The organism is Paenibacillus sp. O199 (genome assembly GCF_001636635.1).
GTDB lineage: Bacteria > Bacillota > Bacilli > Paenibacillales > Paenibacillaceae > Paenibacillus > Paenibacillus marchantiae.
This window is the reverse complement of record NZ_LGRP01000005.1, coordinates 186,276-208,381: the sequence shown is the minus strand read 5'-3', so window position 1 is coordinate 208,381 and position 22,106 is coordinate 186,276. Positions and strand designations below refer to the sequence as shown.

At 44.2% G+C, this 22,106-nt stretch carries 20 protein-coding genes; 14 read left to right on the top strand and 6 right to left on the bottom strand.

The window, feature by feature from the left end; all coding sequences use genetic code 11:
* Positions 1-3 precede the first annotated feature (3 nt).
* From A6049_RS10055 to A6049_RS10005, 12 genes are all read left to right on the top strand, one after another.
* Positions 4-900, top strand: coding sequence for a glycosyltransferase (locus A6049_RS10055; RefSeq protein WP_063564504.1), 897 nt, complete (start codon positions 4-6; stop codon positions 898-900).
* Positions 900-2,285 carry a lipopolysaccharide biosynthesis protein gene (locus A6049_RS10050; RefSeq protein WP_095206037.1) on the top strand — a complete coding sequence of 462 codons (1,386 nt, stop codon included), beginning with the start codon at positions 900-902 and terminating at the stop codon, positions 2,283-2,285. Before A6049_RS10055 ends, A6049_RS10050 begins: the two co-directional genes overlap by 1 nt.
* Positions 2,251-3,243: a polysaccharide pyruvyl transferase family protein gene (locus A6049_RS10045; RefSeq protein WP_063564503.1), complete on the top strand. Its 993-nt coding sequence runs from the start codon at positions 2,251-2,253 to the stop codon at positions 3,241-3,243. Before A6049_RS10050 ends, A6049_RS10045 begins: the two co-directional genes overlap by 35 nt.
* A gap of 47 nt (positions 3,244-3,290) precedes the next feature.
* A complete protein-coding gene (locus A6049_RS10040) occupies positions 3,291-4,679 on the top strand; it encodes a sugar phosphate nucleotidyltransferase (RefSeq protein WP_063564502.1) in 1,389 nt (462 codons plus the stop codon).
* The gene (locus A6049_RS10035) at positions 4,676-6,007 is read left to right on the top strand and encodes a UDP-glucose dehydrogenase family protein (RefSeq protein WP_063564501.1); all 1,332 of its coding nucleotides are present in this window, start codon (positions 4,676-4,678) and stop codon (positions 6,005-6,007) included. The genes A6049_RS10040 and A6049_RS10035 overlap by 4 nt, the downstream gene beginning before the upstream one ends.
* Before the next feature lie 39 nt (positions 6,008-6,046).
* Positions 6,047-6,964 carry an LCP family glycopolymer transferase gene (locus tag A6049_RS10030; RefSeq protein ID WP_063564500.1) on the top strand — a complete coding sequence of 306 codons (918 nt, stop codon included), beginning with the start codon at positions 6,047-6,049 and terminating at the stop codon, positions 6,962-6,964.
* A gap of 38 nt (positions 6,965-7,002) precedes the next feature.
* On the top strand, positions 7,003-7,575 hold the full coding sequence (locus tag A6049_RS10025; protein ID WP_063564499.1) for a VanZ family protein: 573 nt from the start codon (positions 7,003-7,005) through the stop codon (positions 7,573-7,575).
* Between the two features lie 88 nt (positions 7,576-7,663).
* A complete protein-coding gene (locus A6049_RS10020; protein WP_063564498.1) occupies positions 7,664-8,182 on the top strand; it encodes a hypothetical protein in 519 nt (172 codons plus the stop codon).
* A 243-nt stretch (positions 8,183-8,425) separates the two neighbouring features.
* Positions 8,426-8,677 (top strand): hypothetical protein, encoded by a 252-nt coding sequence (locus tag A6049_RS32935; RefSeq protein WP_143038119.1) that lies wholly within the window; start codon positions 8,426-8,428, stop codon positions 8,675-8,677.
* 32 nt (positions 8,678-8,709) lie between these two features.
* Positions 8,710-9,618, top strand: a complete 909-nt coding sequence (locus A6049_RS10015; RefSeq protein ID WP_063564497.1) for an ABC transporter ATP-binding protein — start codon at positions 8,710-8,712, stop codon at positions 9,616-9,618.
* Positions 9,611-10,405, top strand: a complete 795-nt coding sequence (locus tag A6049_RS10010; RefSeq protein WP_063564496.1) for an ABC transporter permease — start codon at positions 9,611-9,613, stop codon at positions 10,403-10,405. The genes A6049_RS10015 and A6049_RS10010 overlap by 8 nt, the downstream gene beginning before the upstream one ends.
* Positions 10,406-10,625: 220 nt before the next feature.
* Positions 10,626-11,705 (top strand): AI-2E family transporter, encoded by a 1,080-nt coding sequence (locus tag A6049_RS10005; RefSeq protein ID WP_240321363.1) that lies wholly within the window; start codon positions 10,626-10,628, stop codon positions 11,703-11,705.
* Between the two features lie 349 nt (positions 11,706-12,054).
* On the opposite strand, the gene A6049_RS10000 is transcribed toward A6049_RS10005, so the two are convergent.
* The gene (locus tag A6049_RS10000) at positions 12,055-13,398 is read right to left on the bottom strand and encodes a hemolysin family protein (protein WP_063564494.1); all 1,344 of its coding nucleotides are present in this window, start codon (positions 13,396-13,398) and stop codon (positions 12,055-12,057) included.
* Between the two features lie 376 nt (positions 13,399-13,774).
* On the opposite strand from A6049_RS10000, the gene cls reads away from it, so the two are divergent.
* Positions 13,775-15,214 (top strand): cardiolipin synthase, encoded by a 1,440-nt coding sequence (gene cls / locus A6049_RS09995; protein WP_063564493.1) that lies wholly within the window; start codon positions 13,775-13,777, stop codon positions 15,212-15,214.
* Between the two features lie 347 nt (positions 15,215-15,561).
* Positions 15,562-16,470 (top strand): YitT family protein, encoded by a 909-nt coding sequence (locus A6049_RS09990; RefSeq protein WP_053783466.1) that lies wholly within the window; start codon positions 15,562-15,564, stop codon positions 16,468-16,470.
* Positions 16,471-16,529: 59 nt separating this feature from the next.
* On the opposite strand, the gene ligD is transcribed toward A6049_RS09990, so the two are convergent.
* From ligD to ku, 5 genes are all read right to left on the bottom strand, one after another.
* On the bottom strand, positions 16,530-17,420 hold the full coding sequence (ligD, locus tag A6049_RS09985) for a non-homologous end-joining DNA ligase (protein ID WP_063564492.1): 891 nt from the start codon (positions 17,418-17,420) through the stop codon (positions 16,530-16,532).
* Positions 17,421-17,499: 79 nt separating this feature from the next.
* Positions 17,500-18,465: an ATP-dependent DNA ligase gene (locus A6049_RS09980; RefSeq protein ID WP_063564491.1), complete on the bottom strand. Its 966-nt coding sequence runs from the start codon at positions 18,463-18,465 to the stop codon at positions 17,500-17,502.
* A 68-nt stretch (positions 18,466-18,533) separates the two neighbouring features.
* A complete protein-coding gene (locus A6049_RS09975; RefSeq protein WP_063564490.1) occupies positions 18,534-19,631 on the bottom strand; it encodes a GerAB/ArcD/ProY family transporter in 1,098 nt (365 codons plus the stop codon).
* A 217-nt stretch (positions 19,632-19,848) separates the two neighbouring features.
* The gene (locus tag A6049_RS09970; protein ID WP_063564489.1) at positions 19,849-20,718 is read right to left on the bottom strand and encodes a VOC family protein; all 870 of its coding nucleotides are present in this window, start codon (positions 20,716-20,718) and stop codon (positions 19,849-19,851) included.
* 307 nt (positions 20,719-21,025) lie between these two features.
* Positions 21,026-21,937, bottom strand: a complete 912-nt coding sequence (gene ku / locus A6049_RS09965) for a non-homologous end joining protein Ku (protein ID WP_063564488.1) — start codon at positions 21,935-21,937, stop codon at positions 21,026-21,028.
* Between the last annotated feature and the right edge of the window lie 169 nt (positions 21,938-22,106).

Here is a 22,106-nt window from a genome sequence, read left to right as displayed (position 1 = left end):
ATAATGAGGGCTTCAGTATCCATTTGCACACACAACAGAGCAATAGACACGATGCAAGCTGTTGAAAGTGTTTTGAATGGGGACACGGGTAGTGCTGATTACGAGATTCTGGTTATTGATAATAATTCAACGGATAACACAAAAGAATTATTCGACTCTCTTAACATGCCAGCGCATGTTCGCTATATTTTCGAGCCTCAATTAGGATTATCCTATGCAAGAAATAGAGCGATACAGGAAGCGAAGGGAGAGTTTATTTTATTCCTGGATGATGACGCACTAGCGTGTTCTACCTGGATTAAAGAAGTCATTAAAATTTTTGATATGGATTCCCAAATTGGTTGTGTTGGTGGAAAAATAGTACCTATCTGGGAGGGGGGGAAACCTGATTGGATACCACATGATATCGTTAGTCTGTACACGCTGATGGATTTTTCTAGCGAAATTGTGGAAATGCAGGCGCCCTCTATTCCTTTTGGAGCTAATGTAGCTTTCAGGATGAGTATTTTTCAGCAGATTAAACCATTTAGAGAAGATTTGGGACGTGTAGGTAGCAATTTAATGTCAAGTGAAGAAAGCGAGCTAATTGGTCGAGTTCGTCTAGAATATAAAGTTTTTTACAGTCCATACGCTATTGTAGAGCACAAAATAGCAAAAAGTAGGCTAACTAAACGTTGGTTACTGCGAAGAGTTTATTGGCAAGGCATTAGTGATGCAACACGTTATAAGAAGAGTGGATGGGGAATATTCAAGCATACTATTAGGATTGTTCAGGCGGCGTTATTAATATTAATCTCATTTAATAATGTCCAAAAGGTAATGAGTGAAATGGCAAAAATATCTTATCGTAACGGAACGATCGTAGGGTCTTTCCGGAACAGCAGAGGACTGAACACCTGATGAATATGGCAATTGCCAAAAAGCCAAGGCAGCTTAGCATCGTGCAGACCATTTTTATGACCAGTGTTGCCAATATTCTTATTATGGCTGTGACGACTCTCACTTCTATTATTACAGCCAGAATGTTCGGGGCAACAGGTAAAGGTGAACTTGCTGCTGTACTGTTTTGGCCCGCCTTTATATCTGGTCTAGCTGCATTTGGTCTACCAACCTCGTTAATCTACAATGTGAAAAAAAACATAAATCAATTACCAACATACATCAGCATGAGCTTTGCGGTTCAAATTCCTATCAGCTTGATAGCTGGGATTGTAAGTTGGTTTGGCATCTCTTTCTGGCTCTCCGGATATTCGGAATCGGTCGTTTCCATTGCGCGCTGGTATACCGTATCCATGGTTCCTGTAATGCTGTTTATGGGAGTGCTTGCAGCAGCCGCCCAAGGAACGGATAAATTCCATATTTATAATCTATCAAGGTTGTTTGCTCCCTTATTTAATCTTGTTGGTCTGGTACTGCTGTGGATAACAGGCATATTAACAGTGGAAAGAGCAATCATTGTTAGTTTTGCAGCTAATATACTTGTATTAATCTGTTACATGTATGCCATGAGGCAGCAAATATTCAGTTCAGCAAGCAAGCTGGTGAGTCAATTTAGAACCTGTATTCACCTATTCAGTTATGGTATTCGAGTATACGGTGTGGAGCTGCTTGGTACTTTGTATAACCAGTTTGATAAAATAATTATTTTGGCTTTACTTACACCCAAAGATTTTGGGTTGTATTCGGTTGTTTTTGCCCTCTCCCGAATGTTTAACGTAGTTCAGACTGCGATAACGAATGTGATCTTTCCAAAGGTCGCAGGCATGGAGCAGCAGAAGGTACTGACTCTTGTAGGCAGAGCCTTCCGTATTAGTATGGTTCTTATGACGATCATCATCATACCTAGTATGCTGATTGGTCGTTTTTTTATTGGAATACTGTTCGGACCGGAATTTCTTGAAGCTAGCGGTGTGTTTTATTTGTTATCTCTGGAATGCATTGTTGGCGGAGGATCCTGGATTCTGGCTTCGGCGTTTAATGCGTTGGGAAGACCTGGTGTAATCGTACTCCGGCAGATTGTAGCATTGGCAGTGACGATTACTTTATTTTTTGTGCTCACTCCACTACTGGGCTTATACGGAATAGGGTTAGCATTATTGCTAGGTTCCTTTGTTCGCATGTTGATGTCACTTGCATCCGTATCCATTATTTTCAAAATGCCTATGCATAAGATGCTGTACAACAAGGAAGATATTACTTTTCTAAAGGAAAGATTGAGAGAGAAAAATATACTCAAAGGAGCCGGAAAAGATGCCAAACGTGCAAAGGATTCATCCCATGGATGAGTTAAAAAAGCGGCTTGAATTGATATTGGAGATCGTACCTCCTAAATCCAAAATTTATTATATTGATTATCCGGTTTATAGTAACGGCGGCGATATATTAATAATGAAAGGAGCAGAGGCTTTTTTTAAGAGCAACCACATTCACGTTTCAGCAAGATATAGCGTGCATGATTTTCATGAAAACATTCATATCCCAGAAGACCACATTATTGTTCTTAGTGGGGGAGGTAATTTCGGGGATTTGTATGATGCTCATCAGAAGGTGAGAGAAACAGTTGTTCAGAATTATCCTCGACACAAAATAGTGATTTTGCCTCAGACTATCTTCTATAAAGAGGAAAGCAATATTCTTAAAACAGCAGCAATTTTTAATAAACATACAAATCTCCATTTATATGTGCGAGATGAGTCATCTTATCTGTTGGCATCTACGTATTTTATAAATTGTCATGTTGCTCTTCTTCCAGATATGGCGCATCAACTTTGGCCAATAGAAGTGAAGATTAACCCAAGCAAAGAGAGACTCAATTTTTATAGAACCGATATTGAAAAAAATTCAGAACAAACACAGATGGAAGTACAAGGCGATAATCAGGATTGGCCAACATTATATAACAGATATGAAAAGAAACTTATTTATTACATCAGTAAAGGACTGAAAAAGCGGGCGTCACGAGCCATTTCACAGTTTTTATGGATGAAATATAGTGATTATCTGGTGAATAAGGCTATTCGTTGTTTCGCGGATTATCGCATGATTCATTCTTCCAGATTACACGGACATATCTTATCCTGCCTTATGTCAAAACCCAATGTACTGATTGATAACTCCTACGGGAAAAACTCGGGATATTATCGAATATGGACTCATGAAGTAAACACGGCAAACATGGATACCTCCTCAAAAACGATCTCTCAACCTACACCTAAGTATATGGAAACAACCGCAACAGTTTAAAAAAATGGGCTCAATGTGTGTAAAATATAGAGAGTGGAGTGATAACCATGAGAATCGTACTTCTCTCCGGTGGATCAGGCAAGAGGTTATGGCCCTTATCCAACGATACGAGATCGAAGCAGTTCTTGAAAGTACTGGAGGGCCCTGAAGGGCAGACGGAATCCATGGTTCAACGGGTATGGAGGCAACTGCAGCATACGGGATTAAGCGAACAGGCCACGATTGCAACGAGTAAGCCACAGGTGGAGATTTTGCGGAGTCAACTGGGCGATGAGGTTGATCTTGTCGTAGAGCCGGAACGCAGAGATACCTTTCCCGCAATTGCCTTGGCAGCTGTTTATCTGTACTCGGTACAGGGCGTCAGTCTGAACGAAACGGTTGCTGTACTTCCCGTTGATCCATATGTGGAGGAATCCTTTTTCTATAAAGTTACAGAGCTTGAAGGAGTGTTGGATGAGTCTGGTGCGGAGCTCGCACTAATCGGGGTAAAGCCCACTTATCCTTCAGAGAAATACGGTTATATTATTCCTGATCCACATGAAACCGAAAAACATAACCATTACGCCAAAGTATCACGTTTTCAAGAAAAACCCTGTGAGACTGAAGCGGCAGAGATGATAGAGCAATCTGCCCTTTGGAATTGCGGGGTTTTTGCATTCAAGCTGAACTATCTGATTAATCTGCTGATCTCCCTTGAACTGCCAATTCAGTATGAAGAGATGCTCAAACAATACGGAAGATTACAGAAAATTAGCTTTGATTATCAAGTGGTCGAAAAAGCCAGTCACATTGTGGTTACACCTTATGAGGGATATTGGAAAGATCTCGGTACATGGAATACGCTGACGGACGAAATGAGTACTCATATTGTGGGCAAAGGTGTAATGACGAATAGCTCGGTAAACACACATCTAATCAATGAGTTGAATATTCCGGTGTGTGTGCTGGGAGTATCCAATCTTATTGTTGCGACGAGTCCGGATGGAATTCTGGTTAGTGAGAAAGAGGCAAGTCCACAGATTAAAGAGATTCTTAAGGATGATAATCAACGTCCTATGTATGAGGAACGCCGCTGGGGTTGTTACAAAGTGCTTGATTACACGCGTAATGCCAGAGGAGAAGAGGTATTAACTAAACGCATTATTGTTGAGGCAGATAAGAATTTTTCTTATCAATACCATCTCAAACGAAATGAAGTATGGACAGTTGTTTCGGGACAGGGCGAACTGATTCTGGATGGTGAACTGAGATTGCTTAATCAAGGGGATGTTATCTCCATCCTGGCAGGTAGTAAACACAGTGTGAAAGCCGTAACCGAACTTGAAATCATTGAAGTTCAGATGGGCAGTGAGCTGGTGGAAGAGGATATCGTGCGAATCGAGATGGAATGGACAGATATTATCCAAAATTGCGTGAATTGGGGGAAAACAAGATGAATATTGCGGTGATTGGAACAGGGTATGTAGGTCTTGTATCGGGAGTATGCTTTTCGGAGATCGGCAACCAAGTCATCTGTGTGGACAACAATGAGGCCAAAGTAGAGATGCTCAACGAGGGCAACGTGCCCATCTATGAGCCTGGCCTCAAAGAGTTGATGGCTTCCAACATGCAAGCAGGCAAACTATCATTCACCTCCAATATTGCTGAAGCGATTAGCCAGTCGGATATTATCTTTATCGCTGTAGGCACGCCTTCTCTTCCGAGCGGCGAAGCCAACCTGAGCTATGTGGAGCAAGTAGCTATAGAGATTGGAAGTCACATTGAAAGCTACAAAATTATCGTGACCAAAAGCACCGTTCCTGTAGGCACCAATGATCGTGTCCGTGAGCTGATTAGCAGTATTTCATCTCAGCCTTTCGATGTGGCTTCTGTTCCCGAATTCCTCCGGGAAGGATCTGCGGTCAAGGATACGCTGAATCCTGACCGGATTGTCATTGGAACAGACAGTGATCGGGCAATTAAAACACTGAAGAAACTTCATCGGCCATTGACCGAGAACCTGATCATTACGGATATTCGATCAGCCGAAATGATTAAATATGCTTCCAATGCATTTCTCGCAACCAAAATCTCATTCATTAATGAAATCTCGAATATATGTGAAAAAGTAGGAGCCGACGTTACAAGAGTAGCCGAAGGCATGGGCTATGATAAGCGTATAGGAGCTTCCTTTTTGAAGGCAGGCATTGGTTATGGAGGTTCATGCTTTCCAAAAGATACACAGGCTTTAATTCAAATCGCGGGTATGGTTGATTATGATTTCAGACTGTTAAAATCCGTTGTCCAAGTAAACCAAGATCAGCGTTTTCATGTCATTCACAAACTGGAAGAGGCGCTGGGATCTTTAAAAGGAAAAACAATTGCTGTCTGGGGGTTAGCTTTTAAACCGGAGACAGATGACGTGCGGGATGCTCCAGCGATCGATATCATTCAGCATTTAAGTGATGCTGGAGCAGTCATTAAGGCCTACGATCCCATTGCAACTGCGAATTTCCGTAAAGAGGTAGATGTAGCTTCCATCACGTGGGAAGAGAATCCACTTCATGCTGCTGAAGGAGCAGATGCCTTGTGTGTGTTGACTGAATGGAAGGAATTCGCTCATATCGATTTGAATGAACTGGCCAAAATCATGAAGGACCCAATTATGATTGATGGTCGTAATTTGTATAGTGCTGAACAGGTGCAGGCATCTAATCTTCAATATTATTCTGTTGGTCGTCCAGGTTTGACGAAGCTGGAAGGGAAAGCGGCAGCAATCATTTAACCGCTATTCATCATCTTGAATGTGAGTGAGGAAGAACACATGAAAAAGTGGATGAAAGTTACCATCTGGATTGTTTCCTTGTTTGTAGTTGTTGTGTTTGGTTATGCCATATATCTCTACCAATCCGTTAAATCAACCGCTGACCAAATCTATGAGCCCCGGAATCCTGTAAAGCCCGTCTCGGTCACAGATAGCAGAGGTGGGCTACCTGTGGATATCAACAGTAAAGAGCCTTTTAATGCACTTATTCTTGGCGTGGATGAGCGTCCTAATGATCGAGGGCGCTCGGATACGATGATTGTACTGAGTGTGAACCCAGGGAAAAAACAAGTGCTCATGTTTAATATTCCAAGGGATACAAGGACAGACATTGTGGGACACAATACAGTAGATAAGATCAATCATGCTTATGCCTTCGGAGGCGTGGACATGTCGGTAAATACCGTTGAGCAATTTTTGGGAGTCCCCATTCATTATTATATGAAAGTGGATATGGAGGGCTTTGCCAAAATCATTGACCTGGTCGGAGGCGTGGATGTAAATAATCCTTTTGCATTTGATTATGAGGGCCAGAGTTATGATCAAGGGAATATTCATCTGGACGGTGTTGCTGCGCTCGGTTTTTCAAGAATGCGCTATGATGACCCGAAAGGGGATTTGGGGCGTAATGATCGACAGCGTGAGGTTCTGAAGCAGATGCTTAAGAATACGATGCAATTCTCCAGTGTACTTCATATCCAGAATATGCTTGATGAACTAGGTACTCATGTCAGAACGGATGTTACTTTTGATGAAATGAAGGAACTTCTCCTTGATTATCGTAATGATCTGGAGAATGTAGATACGGTGGAAATCAAGGGTAAAGGCGAGAAAATCAATGGGATTTATTATTACATCGTGGATCAGCAGGAAAAAGATCGCATTCACGGAATAATTGAAGAACATTTGGAGAAATAAACAGAAATAATGAAAGGCTTATGAAAGTGGTGAGGACCATGCTTATGGAGGAGGATTACGGGAAACGAAGGCATAAGCATAGACGTAATAAACGACCTTATGTTTATATCTTGTCACTGCTTCTGATTGCGGCGTGGGTTTTGGTGATTTGGCACTTTTCGACCCAATCATATCAGCAGCAGACCATCCAGCCTTGGCTGCATAAATGGTCTGAAAAGGTAAAGATCGGATTTGCGCTACCTGATGTGCAATTCACATACGGTGAGCTTGATTATTCCTTAAGACAACGACCGTATGATTTTGTTGAGTTCATATTTCGGAAAAGTGCACATTTATTTGTATATGCTGTGCTGGCGGTGCTTATCTATGGTGGGCTGAGATACAGGAAAATGCGGATGTTCACTTGTATCGCTGCTGCCCTGGCCGTAGTAGCGGTTATCGCCTCCATTGATGAATATATTCAACAGTTCAGCCCTAACCGGACGAGTTCAATCCGTGATGTCGGCGTAGATCTGCTTGGCGGATGTGGCGGAATTGCCTTATATATAGGGGTTAATGTCGTTTTCAGAAGATTCAGGTCTCCAAGGCGATCATCAGTCAAAAGAAAGTGATTTCCCAGGAAATGCTGCTCGCTAGTTCCCGCTTCTACTTGCTTGCTATCCATCATAAGTATGGAAGTAGGACAAGGGGGGACGGGGCATGCTGCGAAGAAGGAACCGGAATGCGTTACTTAAAAAGATCGGATTCATAGCACTTGTGCTGCTGCTGTTGTGGCTCATAGTCAGAACCATCCCATATCTGTTTCGTGCAGATGCACCAGATGAAGCTGCTTCCATTGCCCAAGAGTTTTACAAATATGAGCAGACGGGTGATTTCGGCAGTTCATGGGAGTTGTTTCATCCATTGATGAAAGAGCGCTTTCCCAAAAGCGCTTATTTACAGTCGAGAGCGCATATCTTCATGCAGCATTTTGGGGTGGAAACCTTTGATCTGGAGATGGAAAAACCAGAGCGAGAGTTTGACGTTACGGTAATTGATGGCGTTAAGCCATTTGCAGAGGCATATCGCATTGGTGTTACCCAGAAGTTTACGGGAACCTTTGGTCAATTTAAAATCGTGCAGAATTGTTATATCGTAAAGGATGGGGACGATTGGACATTGCTTTGGTATTATCCGAAGAATGGAGATACAGAGACTGAGCATGACAAAACTGAATGATAGTATTAACCCATACTATGTGCCGAATTGTATCATTTGTACTTGAAAAGGCTCTATGAATGCGAGACTTTAGTCGCATTTATAGAGCTTTTTTTGCATTTCATTTCTTTTTAAACCTTTAAGGGGTTGACATTAGTCCCGGTGTCAAGTAAATTACGAGTTAGATACAAAATGTATCAAAATTCAGCGTCTAACGACAAATAACAGGGACTTCAATGCTCCTTGTGAGGGGAAGGAATATCATTGATTGAAACGGACCGCTTTTACTGTGTCAGTTGTGGGATGATTGTGTCGGTCGCTAGGGGCTCTGTCGAACTAAAGGAAGAGGACTGTGGAGGCAATCACGTATTTCGCACCGGATTTTATCGGAGTGAGATGCCGCTTGGATGCTGTGAAGCGTGTGTAGTTCATATGAAACGTCAGGGTAAATCCCAGTTTGCGGGACAATATACTAAAGATTATGATACACTATCTTCATATGAGAAGCGGGCATGATGTGAATGCCCGTTGATGAAGGAGGAAATGGAATGCAGCAGGAGCCGGTCGTCCGTCTTCAGGGCGTCAGTAAAATCATCTCCTCCCGATCATTGGTCAGTGACCTGACTCTGGATATTTCTCCGGGGCAGGTTTTTGGTTTTTTAGGACCCAATGGGGCGGGGAAAACAACAACGATTCGAATGATGGTAGGACTGATGTCCATCAGTCAAGGAGATATCATCATCTCGGGACACAGTGTAAAGAATGAATTTGAGCAGGCCATCGCTCAGGTTGGGGCTATTGTCGAGAATCCAGAAATGTACAAGTTTCTGACTGGATATCAGAATCTCGTTCACTTTGCCCGGATGTCACCTGGTATTACGAAAGAACGCATTGCCGAGACGATTGAACGTGTTGGGCTTACAGCACGCATTCATGACAAGGTAAAGACCTATTCTCTGGGTATGCGCCAGCGTTTGGGCGTGGCCCAAGCCATATTACATAAACCAAAGTTATTGGTATTGGATGAACCCACCAACGGCCTTGATCCGCAGGGAATAAGGGAACTTAGGGATTATTTGCGCCAGCTCTGTCAAGAGGAAGGGATCACCGTCTTTGTATCCAGCCACTTGTTGTCGGAGATGGAATTGATGTGTGATACCGTTGCGATTATCCAAAATGGCAAATTGATTGATGTAAGAAATCTAAGAGCTGAGGCAGGAGTGGACGTACTTACTGAAGTTGCTTTTGAAGTAAATGATGCTCCACGTGCAGCCGAACTAATTAGCGAAGCTACAGTTCAGGGCAATGCCATTGTGATTCGTTTATCCCGTGAGCAGATTCCGGACTTGAATGCGAGGCTGGTCAGTGAAGGGTTCCAGGTATACGGTATCCGTAGCGTAACCCATACGCTGGAAGATCAATTTTTGCAGGTGACTGGGGGCGGAAGCATTGGGTAATTTCGGCAATCTCATTATGAATGAAAACATGAAAATTTTCCGTCGTCCGCGTACTTGGATTATGTTATCTATTCTGGCATTAATTTCGCTGTTGATGCCGGTTCTGCTCAATGAAGGCATGGGGTCCAGTGAAGTTCCATACTGGCAAGCAGCTATTACTACCGTTCAGGTCGTCTTTTTCCTGAATACTATCTTCTGTGTCGTCATAGCAGCCGAAGCGGTGGCCGGAGAGTTCACTTGGGGAACCATTAAACTACTGTTGATTCGTCCGTGGTCACGCAGCAAAATACTGGCATCCAAATATTTGTCCGTGATTGGATTCAGTATTCTGAGTACGTTACTTGTTGTTATTATGGCAACCGTAATGTCGTATATGCTGTTCTCCCATTCCGTAACTCCGGATGGAAGCGGTGCTTCTGCATCACACGCATTTGCACTATGGGGATATCTGTACGTGGACTTGTTTATTACGCTCGCTATTGCCTTTATGGTCTCCTCCGTGTTTCGTTCGGGAGCTCTGGCCATCGGTTTGTCTCTATTTATCATGTTTACACAGAATTTGTTCTCATTGATCTTCAATCCCGTTCGTTATGAATGGGCCAAGTATGTTCTGTTCAATAACATGGATCTCAGTCGGTATATGGATCCAGTGACGGACTTTAGTATGTTTGACGGTGGGAATACAGGCATGACACTTGGCTTTTCTGTTGCTGTGCTAGCTGTATATTATGTTGTTTTCATGTTGATCTCATGGGTTGTATTCAACAAAAGAGATGTGGCAGGCTAATCGCCTGCTTCTTTTTTTTACCCAATTTCTCCTTCAGGATGGAAAAGAGAGTATATTCAGCATTCGCTGTGGCATGACTAGCATTTAAGGGTACATATAATCATACATAAGAATACGGCTTGGAATGGAACACGCTGTCCAAGCTGTATTAAGTTGCATGACATACATATTATCGCCGCAGTCGTATTTGGCAGAGCAGCGTATGGAGGGATCACGTTTCTTGATAAACAACAAGTTTTACCGTATATGCACAGCAATTATTTTGCTGCTGCTCATCGTGTATTTGGGGGATAAAGTCAACTTTATTTTCAGCCCCCTGACCTCGCTGATTCACATCATCATTATTCCGCTGCTGATTGCTGGTTTCTTCTATTATCTGCTGCGTCCGCTCGTCGACTATATGGAACGGCACAAAATGAAACGTGCACTGTCAGTCCTTATTATTTACGTGGTGATTGCGCTGATTATGGCAGGATTCAGTGTGCTTGTATGGCCTTCACTGCGTGAACAACTGTTGAATTTTGTGGAGAATGCCCCGGTACTGGTTACATCGCTCAGTGATCAGTTGGCTGAATTCGAAAAGAGTGGTTTCCTTTCAAAATATATACCTGAGGATTCCGATCTGTTCTCACGCTTCTCCGATTTTCTAAGTCAAGGAATTGCCCAGGTAACGGATTATGTATCCGGATTGTTTTCTGTCGTATCTAATCTGGTCATCATTCTGGCGACGTTCCCGATCATGCTGTATTACATGCTCAAGGAAGGCAGCAAATTTGGAACTAATCTTACACTGTTGCTCCCGAGACGTTACCGTAAAGATGGAGAAGAGACGGTACATGAAATCGATGAAGCTTTGAGCAGCTACATTGTAGGTCGTGTCATTGTCAATGTAGCCTTGGGCATCCTGATGTATATTGGTTTTCTCTTTCTCGGTTTGCCATATGCATTACTCCTGACGGCCGTATCCATTATCCTGAACTTCATTCCTTATGTAGGGGCTTTGCTGGCAGCCATTCCTGTCGTCATTGTGGGGTTCATTGAATCACCTTCAATGGCGATCTGGTCGCTTGTCATCATTGTTATCGCTCAGCAAATTCAGGATAATCTGATCTCTCCTTATGTCTATGGCAAACAGTTGGACATTCATCCGTTGACTACCGTCATCTTACTGCTTGTAGGTGCAGACCTGGGGAACATTCTTGGGATGATTATCGTTATTCCGTTATATATGATCATCAAAATTATTTTCCGGAAGATTCAGAATCGAATCGTCGAAGACAAGGCAGATCCAGCCAATTAATTCAACTAAGGTGCTAACAACTCTAGGCACCTTATCGTGTGAATTAGCATGAGTGGCCAAGGCTAACGAACTTCAGGGTCTCTTTTACGCCGGAAAAATGCGAAAGGACCAGCAGATCAAGGCATTAGAGTGTCTGCGATTCGTTAAACTGTTGTAACAGTGAAAATAGGGCCAATAGAACGTGCTCGATTCGTTAGATATTCGCCGCGAGAGCGAACTATGCTAAACAGCAAGTATCGCTAACCGCGACTCATCCCAATACGCCTGCCATATGAAAAAGGTGGTGTCCATCATCTTCACGACGATGGACACCACCTTTTAGTGTATCTATATTGAAGAAGCGAGTTTATTAATTCGTCTCGTCTTCATCAGTGTAGTCGGACATGGTCAGTGGTTCCTTAGGAACAACGGCGACTTTGTAGAAGCGATTTTTGTCTTTTTCCAGCAACACGAAGGTGAGATTCTCGAACTCATATTCTTCCTGTTCATTCATCTCTGGACGATGGCTATAAAGCCATCCGCCAATGGTATCCCATTCGTCCGCATCCAGGTTTGACGTGAACATATCGTTTACTTTGGACAAGGACACCTTGCCATCCATAATGACATAGTTTTCATTGATAACCTGAATATCCTCCACTTCGTCTGCGTCGAACTCATCCCGAATTTCTCCGACAATCTGTTCAAGCACATCCTCAATCGTTACAATCCCGGACGTACCTCCATACTCATCGACCAGCACGGCAATATGCACGCCATCCTTCTGCATTTTCTTGAGCAGGTCCTTGACCGGAGTCGTTTCGTGAACAGCCGATACCGGCTGAATGAGGGAAGAGAGATCGACAGGTTCTTCGTTCCCGTACAACTCCAGGAAAAATTGTTTGGTATTTATGATACCGATAATATCGTCTTTGCTCTCATTTACTACTGGAAAACGGGTGTATTGTTCTTGACGGATAATATCCAGGTTTTCCTCGTTCGATCTATTGACATAAAGGCAGACCATATCAGTCCGGGGTACCATGATTTCTTTGGCAAGCATCTCATCAAAAGCAAAAATTCGGCTTACATATCCGAACTCGGCTTGGTTGATTTTGCCGCTCTCAAAGCTTTCATTAATGATAAACTGTAATTCTTCTTCGGAGTGCGCATCTTCATGCTCCGATGCAGGTTTGATTCCGAACAACTTGACCAGTTGATTCGCTGAGCTGTTTAACAGCCAGATAAAAGGATACATAATTCGGTTAAACCAGATGATAGGTGTAGACGTCAGCAGAGCAACGGCTTCGGCTTTACGGATTGCAATCGTTTTAGGTGCAAGTTCGCCAACTACCACATGCAAATACGTGATGGCAACAAACGCAATAACAAACGATAAGAATGAAGAAACTGCCTCAGGCATGTTCATGCTTTCGAACACAGGGTGGAGAATTTTCTCTACCGTGGGTTCTCCCAGCCAGCCCAGTCCCAGAGATGTAATCGTGATACCCAACTGACAGGCGGACAAATATCCATCCAGGTTGGCAACGGCTTGTTTAACAGCCAAGGCACGCTTGTTTCCTTCTGCAATCATTTGGTCAATCCGGCTCGGACGAATCCGTACCAGAGCGAACTCCACTGCAACAAAAAACGCCGAAAGTCCTATCAAAAATGCAACCAATACTAAATTTAACGCATACCTCTCACTTTCCATTAACTAGTCTTCTCCTTTAAGTAATAAGTTTTTAACGAATATTATATCTAATTTTACGTAAGAAGACCACCTTCCAATCAAGAAAAGAGGAAGAGTCTGGAAGGCAGAGTATGCGAAATGGCGATGGAGTGCTGATCCGCAGACTGGAATGAATCATATGTAGAGGGGAACACAGTCAGAATATACAACGCCAAAGCATGGCAAGAACTGGCTGAGCACTGTTACAGATGCGCTGTGTATGTAAAATTTTATCTAAGCAAACGTTACGAACAGTGCATACATTGGGTATCTAATGATTAGCTAAAGGCTTTATCGTCAAAGCTTGTACAGTGAGAGAGAACGGCAAGGTTATCCCTTGCCATGAGGAGGAAGCCGAATGTTTTGGCTGGTCATTATATTGCTCGTATTTACTTTTCAGGCAGCCACCATTCTGTTGCTGGAATTCCGTAATCCGGCGAAAGCTGTGGCATGGCTTTTTATTTTATTCTGTGTACCCTTGATCGGCTTTGTTGTGTATTATTTTGTCGCCCAGGACTACAGCAAACGAAAGAAGGTCCGTAAGGGCGGTTCGCGAATCTTTCGGGAAATACGGGAAACGATCTGGGAGCAGGCTCATATTGTCGAGCATGCCGATCAGATGTCTGGCAGCCGATACAATCATCAGCATCGTTTGTTCAACCTGCTGTCACACCTGTCTGAGAGCCCAATTACAGGTTGCAATCGGAGTCAAGTACTGACGAATGGTGAAGAGACATTTGAAGCCATGTTGAGGGCCATGGAACAGGCAGAGCACCATCTGCATGTTGAATTTTATATTTTTCGGGATGATGTCATCAGTACAAAGTTTCAGGACGTGATGATTCGCAAGGCGAAAGAAGGCGTCAAAGTGCGTTTGATCTGCGATGGACTCGGCAGTCACAAGATGAGCTGGAGCTTTATCCGCAAGTTTCAGAACGCAGGCGTGGAGTTTCATTATTTTCTGCCGCCGCTCATTGCAACGATTGACCGAAGGGTGAATTACCGGAATCACCGTAAAATTGTTGTGGTGGATGGAAGGATTGGATTTGTGGGTGGAATTAATATAGGTGATGATTATCTCGGACAATATCCGGAGGTTGGATTCTGGCGCGATACCCATGTACAGATTGAAGGAGATGCCGTATATTTCCTGCAAAATACGTTCTTGAACGACTGGAAACTTGCTTCCGGCGAGCAGATTACAGAGCCTCAACTGACAGAGCTGTTCCCTCCACATATTTGCAGCGGGGAAGAGCGGATTCAGATTCTGGCCAGCGGGCCGGATCAGGACTGGGATGCCATTCAAGAAATGTGCTTTGGGGCGATTTCCGTGGCATGCGAACGCATATACATCACAACACCCTATTTCATTCCGGACCCCGCACTGTATGAAGCGATTAAGACGGCTGCCGTGAGTGGGGTAGATGTGAAAATCATCATTCCGTATCAATCGGATTCCCGGCTTGTGCACTTGGCCTCACTGTCCTATGTCGAAGAACTGTTGCGTGCGGGAGTGAAATTCTATCAATATCGCAAAGGTTTTGTGCATGCCAAGGTCCTGATTGTGGATGATTTGCTTGCGACGGTAGGCACAGCCAATATGGATATGCGGAGCTTTTTCTGCAATTTCGAGTTGACCGCTGTGTTGTTCGAAAAATCATCCATGGAACGGCTGACCGAGGATTTTGAACGTGATTTGGATGAATGCAGCCAGATTGACGTGAAGGTGTTTCAGCAGCGTTCACGGTGGCAAAAAGGGGCAGAAATGCTTTCTCGCATGCTTTCTCCGCTGCTTTAGCCGTTATAGGGCGGATTTCTCAAGATAAGTTCACTTTTTGTGAATTTATCTTCTTTTTGCTAACTATTTTGCTCAAATTTGATCTTTTATGATATAATGTTTATATAAATTATGTCTTGGCGAAGGAGGGGAGTCTGCGGGAAAACAGGCTCCCTTTTGCTCTCTTTTGGAAGTGTCAACCGGAATTAAGACATACTTGAATACATTTCATATAGCCTTTAGGTGCTTTTATAACGGGGTGCATATAGCGTTGGGACGGCGTTGTTCCTCTGTATGTAGGGTTCCTCTGGGGTACTTAAATGATTTATGAAATGGATTCACATCTTGATCAAAACGGGGGGGATACCATGTCCAATGTATCGGTTAAAGAACTAACATCCAAGCCGGACCGCAATGTGAAGAGTTCGGTGTTTTCACTGAAGCTTCTGCAGCGCATCGTGATGATTCTGGTCGGTGCTGCACTGATGGCTGTGTCACTCGAAGTATTTCTCGTGCCGAATGGCGTTATTGATGGGGGAATAACAGGGATCTCGATTATGGTGTCAGAGCTTACACATCTGCCACTCGGAATTTTCCTGACCTTGCTGAACTTGCCTTTCCTGATTCTGGGGTATAAACAAATTGGTAAAACGTTTGCGCTATCTACACTGCTCGGGATCGTCGTAATGTCCATTGGAACGTCATTGTTACACCACGTTCCTGCACTGACGCCAGGTGAACCACTGCTTGGAGCTGTATTTGGTGGATTGATCTTGGGGGTTGGTGTTGGTCTCGTCATTCGTTCTGGCGGTTCACTGGATGGTACGGAGATTGTAGCCATACTGTTGAGTGAGAAATCACCATTGTCTGTAGGTCAGATCGTATTGTTCATTAACGTATTTATTTTTGCAGGTGCAGGTTTTGTGTTTGGCTGGCCAAACGCCCTGTATTCCATGATTGCTTATTATATTGCAATGAAGATGATTGATATTGTGAATGAAGGATTGGATCAATCCAAATCGGTATGGATTATCAGCGAGAAGTATCGTGATATTGGTTCAGCCTTAACCGACCGTCTGGGTCGTGGCGTCACTTTCCTGGATGGAGAGGGTGGCTTCAGCGGAGACGAGAAGAAAATTATCTTTGTGGTTATTACTCGTTTGGAAGAAGCTAAACTGAAGTCCATTGTTGAAGATTGGGACCCACATGCCTTTGTGGCGATTGGTAACATTCACGATGTGAAGGGCGGACGTTTCAAGAAAAAAGGTATACATTAGCGAATCTCATCGCGCGTAAACGAAAAGATAGCCGGTACCCTTGGTTTGAGGGTGACCGGCTATTTTTGTTTTAAATGCTGGATGATCAGTTCAACAGGCTGGGGTTCGACAGCTGCGATCAGATCCCCGGTCTTCGTCAGGCGTTCCACGATGTTCATCAAGTGGTAATCCTTGATCGAAACGTTGTTCCGCACTTCATCCCATGTGAGTGGAGTAGACACAGTGCCACCTGGCTTGGCGCGGGGAGTGTAAGGAGCTGCCAGCGTTTTGCCACCATAATGCTGGAGGTAATCAAAATAAATGCGATCCCCCCGGTCTTTTTTTAGTCGTTCCAGTGTAAATAGATCCGGATGTTTTTGAGTGACGTATTTGCCTACAAAATAACCGATGTCTCTTAATTCATCGAAGGTTACACCTTGGCGAATCGGAACAATAATCTGTACACCTGTGGCACCGGATGTTTTCGGTACCGATCTCAAACCAAGTGAAGTTAGCGTTTCCCCCACGATTAAGGCCGCCTGCATAATGCGAGGTTCTTCTTCCTGCGAAGGATCGAGATCAATCATCCACTCGCAAGGCAGATGGTTGCCTACGGCATGCAAGGAAGGATGAAACTCCAGAGCGGCCAGATTGCCAAGCCATAACAGATCAGGGAGGTCGTTCATCACCACATATCGTATCCCGTCATGCATCTCGGTTCGCACAAACTCCGGAACTGGCTCTGGGGCATTTTTCTGATAGAAAAACTCGCCGCCTGCACCATGCGGATAACGTATCGTGGTGAGCAGCCGATTACGGGTGTAAGTAAGTAGGTAGGGAGCCAGTGCCGCCAACTTTTGCAAATAGATAGCCTTGGTTACACCTGCTTCGGGCCATAACAACTTGTCTGGATTAGTCACAGTAAGTTCCATTCCATTAATCGTTATGGTGCCCTTTATTGTATGGGCCATGAATAACACCTCCTCTGGGGAACAAGTATAATTTAAAAGGAAAGCCTTTTTACTTTTTCAGGTGGATGTAAAAATTAGTTTATCGTTCAGGGATAAGATGACTGATCTGGCTGATCTCACACTCCTCTCGCTTTACCGAAGCAAAAGCCTGGATGCTTGGGTGACGTAGGGTAAGATGGTGGGTGAGTTCCATGAATTGCACTTTGACTCCGATCTGTGGTTCAACCCATGTCGTCTCCGCGCTTCTCTCAGGTATGTTATGGAATGGTCTATCCTTTCGGATGAGAGGCTGTACTTCTTCGGTTAGTTTACGCCAGGAGTCCGAGTTCAGTTTACCCGTGCCGACATGACCAATATAGACAAAGTTTGGCCCATCATATACACCAACTGCGATTGCATTGACGATACCACTGCGGTAGGTGACCCCGCCAATCATCGCATATAGATCGTGGAAAATCTTGACCTTCTGCCAGCGTTGATCCTTACCGTTGATTCCATAGGTACTGGAAAGGTCTTTACATACAATTCCCTCCATCTGGTGCTGTCTCATCACAGTGAGCAGGGCGTCCGGATCTGACGTGTTGGTCACCTCCTGAACATGGGGAGCAGGATTCAGAACTTGATGCAGCAGACGCTGACGTTTTGCAAGTGGTTGATCTGTGACCCATACCCCATCGCAGAAAAGAATATCAAATACCATATAAGTCACCGGAATCTGGTTTACAGCTTGGGCAATGCCATCCGGTCTGCTCATGCGATCTCGCCGCAACACGTGATAGAAGGACGGTTTTCCCGTATTCGGGTCAAGGGCAATAATCTCTCCATCCAAAATATAAGAAGGGACGGAGCACAGATTGCGTGGCTGAACCAGCTCAGGATATTGAGCAGTTCGGTTGTGCAATCTGCGATTAATTAATTGAATTCCCTGTCCGTCCTCGTAAGCAAGCATGCGGACCCCATCCCATTTGATTTGGGCAATCCAGTTTTGCCCGCTAGGGATCACATCTCGGGATATAGGTTCAAAAGGAACCAGAGGATTGAACATGTGCCTAAAACTCCTTTCCTCTTTCAAATCTGCCTGGAGGTTGATGCCCTAAGTTGACTGTCGCAAGTTTAACTCTTCCGCAGCCGTACCCTTAGTTTATGTACCATAATGAGCAGCAAAGGAATTGCAATGCCACAGGTCAGGTCCCAATCAATCCAATATGGAATAACAACCTTGAGATAGAAATTTTCGTTTGGAGCTAGAACAATGGACATGGCCAGAACCAACAGGGCACCAGGCAAAATGAGTGGACGATAGCTGGACAATTTGAAGAGATGAGTGATTCCGAGTACAAAGCTATAGAAAAACAGAATGCTTTTGAAAAAGACGGCAATAATCCAGACGGAAGCCATAAAGGCTTCGATTCGTTGCAAAGAGTTGCCTATGTTAATCTTCAGCGACAGATTAAATGCTGCGAACCAATGGTGCTGCGTCATAAATGGCCCCATGACCAGCAGACAGATGGTTAGCGTTAGGGTAAGCATCAATCCGCCTATAATGGCTGCCAGCAGGATATCCTTTTCCCAATGAGCTTCCTTTTTGGCATAAGGAAAGAGCATAAGAAAGATGCACAATTCACAATAAGGATAGGTAAGCACAGCGACAAAGCCTTTAAAGGGATTCAGAAATCCTTCTCCAAGAACAGGCTTGATGTTGTCCAGATGTGATTGCGGGAACAGACAGACGGTCAGAATGAGCAGAAATAGCACAATCAGGGGAAGAAATACCTCGGCGCTCCTGCCTATGGGTTCCAGACCAGATAAGAGCCCCCAGACAAGAGTGAAAACAAAGAGCAAATTCACAATGAAGAGCGGGGATTCAGGCAAGATCTGGGTCGTCATGAAATCCCCAATTTCTCGTATAAACGCGGAGGTACCCATTAGAAAATAGAATAGATAAAAACAGCTGATGAAGGCCCCGATCCAGGGCCCAAGAGTATGCAATGCATGTTGAATCAGATTCATCCGGGGCTGCAGTTTGTACACAACGAGCATAATGGACAGTATGCCTGCTCCTCCAGCAACGCCCAATAATGCGGACAACCATGCATCCTGATGCGCATATGAAGTGATCATCGAGGGGAAGACGATAATCTGTTCACCAATCGTGCATAAGAACATCAGCGAGCCCAGTTGTCTTACAGTTAAACGCCCCTTTTCAATCATGTGGGTTCTCCTTCGCATGTCGATCTAGATATTTGGTTAGGATACGCCAATTGCACCAATTTTATTAGGAAATGGATAAAGGCATATATCAACATAAAAAAAGGTAGGCAAAAAAGCCCGGACAACTGAATTCCCTATATGGAGCGAGGGAATTTGTGTCCGGGCTAATCAGAGTACTCAATTTAATACACAATATTCACGTCACGGATTTCCCGTGTTAGCTCGTTGTGGTCAAACGAATGCGAATATTCTGTGGGTCTACAGTAAACCAGTCCTTACCTTGCTGTTCGATAGATGTGTTCGACTGACGCAGTTGCTCTACAGCTTGTTCCAATTGTTCTTTCTCGTCATAAACGATGGTGAAGTAGTCAATGCCTGTTGCATTGTCAGGATTTACAGGGGCGCCTGTACCAGCCCAAATGTTCAGCCCGATGTGATGGTGATAACCGCCTGCGGACACAAACAGGGCGGACATATTGGCGAAGTTACCAACGATGTCGAAACCAAGGACTCCTGTATAAAAACGGCGCGATTCTTCCAAACCACGTACGTGGAAATGAACATGACCAATGACGGTTCCGGCGGGCAATCCCTGCCAAGGCTCGTTTGCGGCCAGAGCGAACAGGCTGTCTACATCAACAGGATCACTTGACATAATGTAGTTATTATCTGCATCTCGCTTCCAGGTGTCGCGGGCGCGGTCTGCATAGATTTCGATACCGTTCTGATCCGGATCTGAAATGTAGAATGCTTCACTGACCAGATGATCACCCTGACCAATTTCAATGCCGGATTCAGCCAGATTACGGAGGGCAAGGCCCAGCGATTTGCGGTCGGGCAGCAGGATGGCGAAGTGATATAAGCCTGAAGTGGAGCGAACAGGCATCGTCACGGCATTGGTCAACTGCTCAAGGCGTAGAAGCGAATGCTTTCCATCGGCAGTCATGGTAGCGACTTTTTCACTGCGTTCAAGCAGTTTCAGTCCGACCACCTCGGTATAAAATTGAATGGATCGCTCCAAATTGCTGATTCGCAGACTTACTTCACCCAGATGGGTTGTAGCAGGAATTTGATAAGTAGAAGTCATAAGGATTTCCTCCTGTAAACAAGTTTAGTTGGTTTGTTGCGGTTCGCCCATTTGCAATGGTATAGGGCTATTGTAATGTCATAGCTCATGTAGATATGAGACTCAACTGTACATTTATAAATAAGTTACTTTTCATTAGTTAATATAAAATATAAATCAACTTTCGTCAATTGTATTTTCGATTTTGGTGTAGTCATTTTTGGTTGAATATTACTTCTATTATGGAATACAAAACAAAAATCCGGCTTCATGGCCGGATCTCCAATGTTGATGTTGGTGACAAACGAATCTCTTTGTTGTTTGCCGCTTAAGCCTTGGGTTTAGGAGCAGCCTTCTTTCTTTTCGCAGGAGCAGGAGCCTCTTCTTCTCCTCCAGCCACTGCTTGGACCGAAGTTTTCTTAGGAGCACGTTTTTTGGGTTTGGCTGTGGTGGTTCCGGGATCGGTTGGAATGGGCTTCACAGCTTCAATACTTGCTTGCAATGCTGCCATAAGATCCATGACATTCGCTTCCGGCTTGGCAGGGGCAATTTTGATTTCTTCACCAGCTACTTTGTGATTGATCAGATCCAGCAATTTGGCGCGGTAGTCGTCTGTATATTTACCAGGTTCAAAAGGAGTGGATAACTGATCGATCAGCAGTTTCGCCATCGTCAACTCCTTCTCGTTTACGTTCAGGACCTCGGGCAGGTTGGGAACCTGAGAGACGGGACGGATTTCGTCTGGATAGAAAATGGTTTCCATAGAGAGGCAATCGTCCAGTACACGGATCGCGGCCAAACTGCTTTTGGAGCGAATGGATATCTTGGCGATGCCAATCTTTCCTGTATCCCGCATGGCAGTCATTAATAGCTGGTAGGCGTTTCCTCCCGCTTGATCGGGGGAGAGGTAATACGTTTTTTGAAAATAAATCGGATCGATCTCCGTTAAATCTACGAAGTCCAGAATGGTAATGGTTTTGCTGCTGGAATCATTTAACGCTTCAAGCTCGTCCTTCTCGAACAAGACGAATTTGCCTTTCTCATATTCATATCCTTTGGTGATCTCTTCCCATTGAACCTCAACTTCGCAGGAAGGACATTTACGTACATAAGCGAGTGGGCTGCCGCAGACTTTGTGAATGTAACGCATGGAGATGTCTTTGTCTTCGGTAGCCGAAAACATTTTGACAGGAACATGAACCAGACCAAAGCTAATTGCACCTTTCCAGACCGTATGCATGAACGGCTCCTTTCCGAGAACATTTTATGTATAGTATGGGCATTTCACAGGAGGGATAACCGTATTTCCCCGGAAGCGGTATGCTTCAGAAAGAGTGGGGGATGATAACAGAAACATCCTTAAGATCTGTGCTGTATGGCGCTGGTTTTGGAAGAGGATGATGTTAGTT

What these genes read in the sequence shown, in the direction of transcription:
- A6049_RS10030 (WP_063564500.1), top strand. Translation starts at nt 6,047, where the DNA reads ATGAAAAAGTGGATGAAAGTTACCATCTGGATTGTTTCCTTGTTTGTA.
- A6049_RS10050 (WP_095206037.1), top strand. Translation starts at nt 900, where the DNA reads ATGAATATGGCAATTGCCAAAAAGCCAAGGCAGCTTAGCATCGTGCAG.
- ku (WP_063564488.1), bottom strand. Translation starts at nt 21,937, where the DNA reads ATGCATACGGTCTGGAAAGGTGCAATTAGCTTTGGTCTGGTTCATGTT.
- A6049_RS10040 (WP_063564502.1), top strand. Translation starts at nt 3,291, where the DNA reads ATGAGAATCGTACTTCTCTCCGGTGGATCAGGCAAGAGGTTATGGCCC.
- A6049_RS09970 (WP_063564489.1), bottom strand. Translation starts at nt 20,718, where the DNA reads ATGACTTCTACTTATCAAATTCCTGCTACAACCCATCTGGGTGAAGTA.
- A6049_RS10045 (WP_063564503.1), top strand. Translation starts at nt 2,251, where the DNA reads ATGCCAAACGTGCAAAGGATTCATCCCATGGATGAGTTAAAAAAGCGG.
- A6049_RS09975 (WP_063564490.1), bottom strand. Translation starts at nt 19,631, where the DNA reads ATGATTGAAAAGGGGCGTTTAACTGTAAGACAACTGGGCTCGCTGATG.
- ligD (WP_063564492.1), bottom strand. Translation starts at nt 17,420, where the DNA reads ATGGCCCATACAATAAAGGGCACCATAACGATTAATGGAATGGAACTT.
- A6049_RS09990 (WP_053783466.1), top strand. Translation starts at nt 15,562, where the DNA reads ATGTCCAATGTATCGGTTAAAGAACTAACATCCAAGCCGGACCGCAAT.
- A6049_RS09980 (WP_063564491.1), bottom strand. Translation starts at nt 18,465, where the DNA reads ATGTTCAATCCTCTGGTTCCTTTTGAACCTATATCCCGAGATGTGATC.
- A6049_RS10000 (WP_063564494.1), bottom strand. Translation starts at nt 13,398, where the DNA reads ATGGAAAGTGAGAGGTATGCGTTAAATTTAGTATTGGTTGCATTTTTG.
- A6049_RS10025 (WP_063564499.1), top strand. Translation starts at nt 7,003, where the DNA reads ATGCTTATGGAGGAGGATTACGGGAAACGAAGGCATAAGCATAGACGT.
- A6049_RS10015 (WP_063564497.1), top strand. Translation starts at nt 8,710, where the DNA reads ATGCAGCAGGAGCCGGTCGTCCGTCTTCAGGGCGTCAGTAAAATCATC.
- A6049_RS10035 (WP_063564501.1), top strand. Translation starts at nt 4,676, where the DNA reads ATGAATATTGCGGTGATTGGAACAGGGTATGTAGGTCTTGTATCGGGA.
- cls (WP_063564493.1), top strand. Translation starts at nt 13,775, where the DNA reads ATGTTTTGGCTGGTCATTATATTGCTCGTATTTACTTTTCAGGCAGCC.
- A6049_RS10055 (WP_063564504.1), top strand. Translation starts at nt 4, where the DNA reads ATGAGGGCTTCAGTATCCATTTGCACACACAACAGAGCAATAGACACG.
- A6049_RS10020 (WP_063564498.1), top strand. Translation starts at nt 7,664, where the DNA reads ATGCTGCGAAGAAGGAACCGGAATGCGTTACTTAAAAAGATCGGATTC.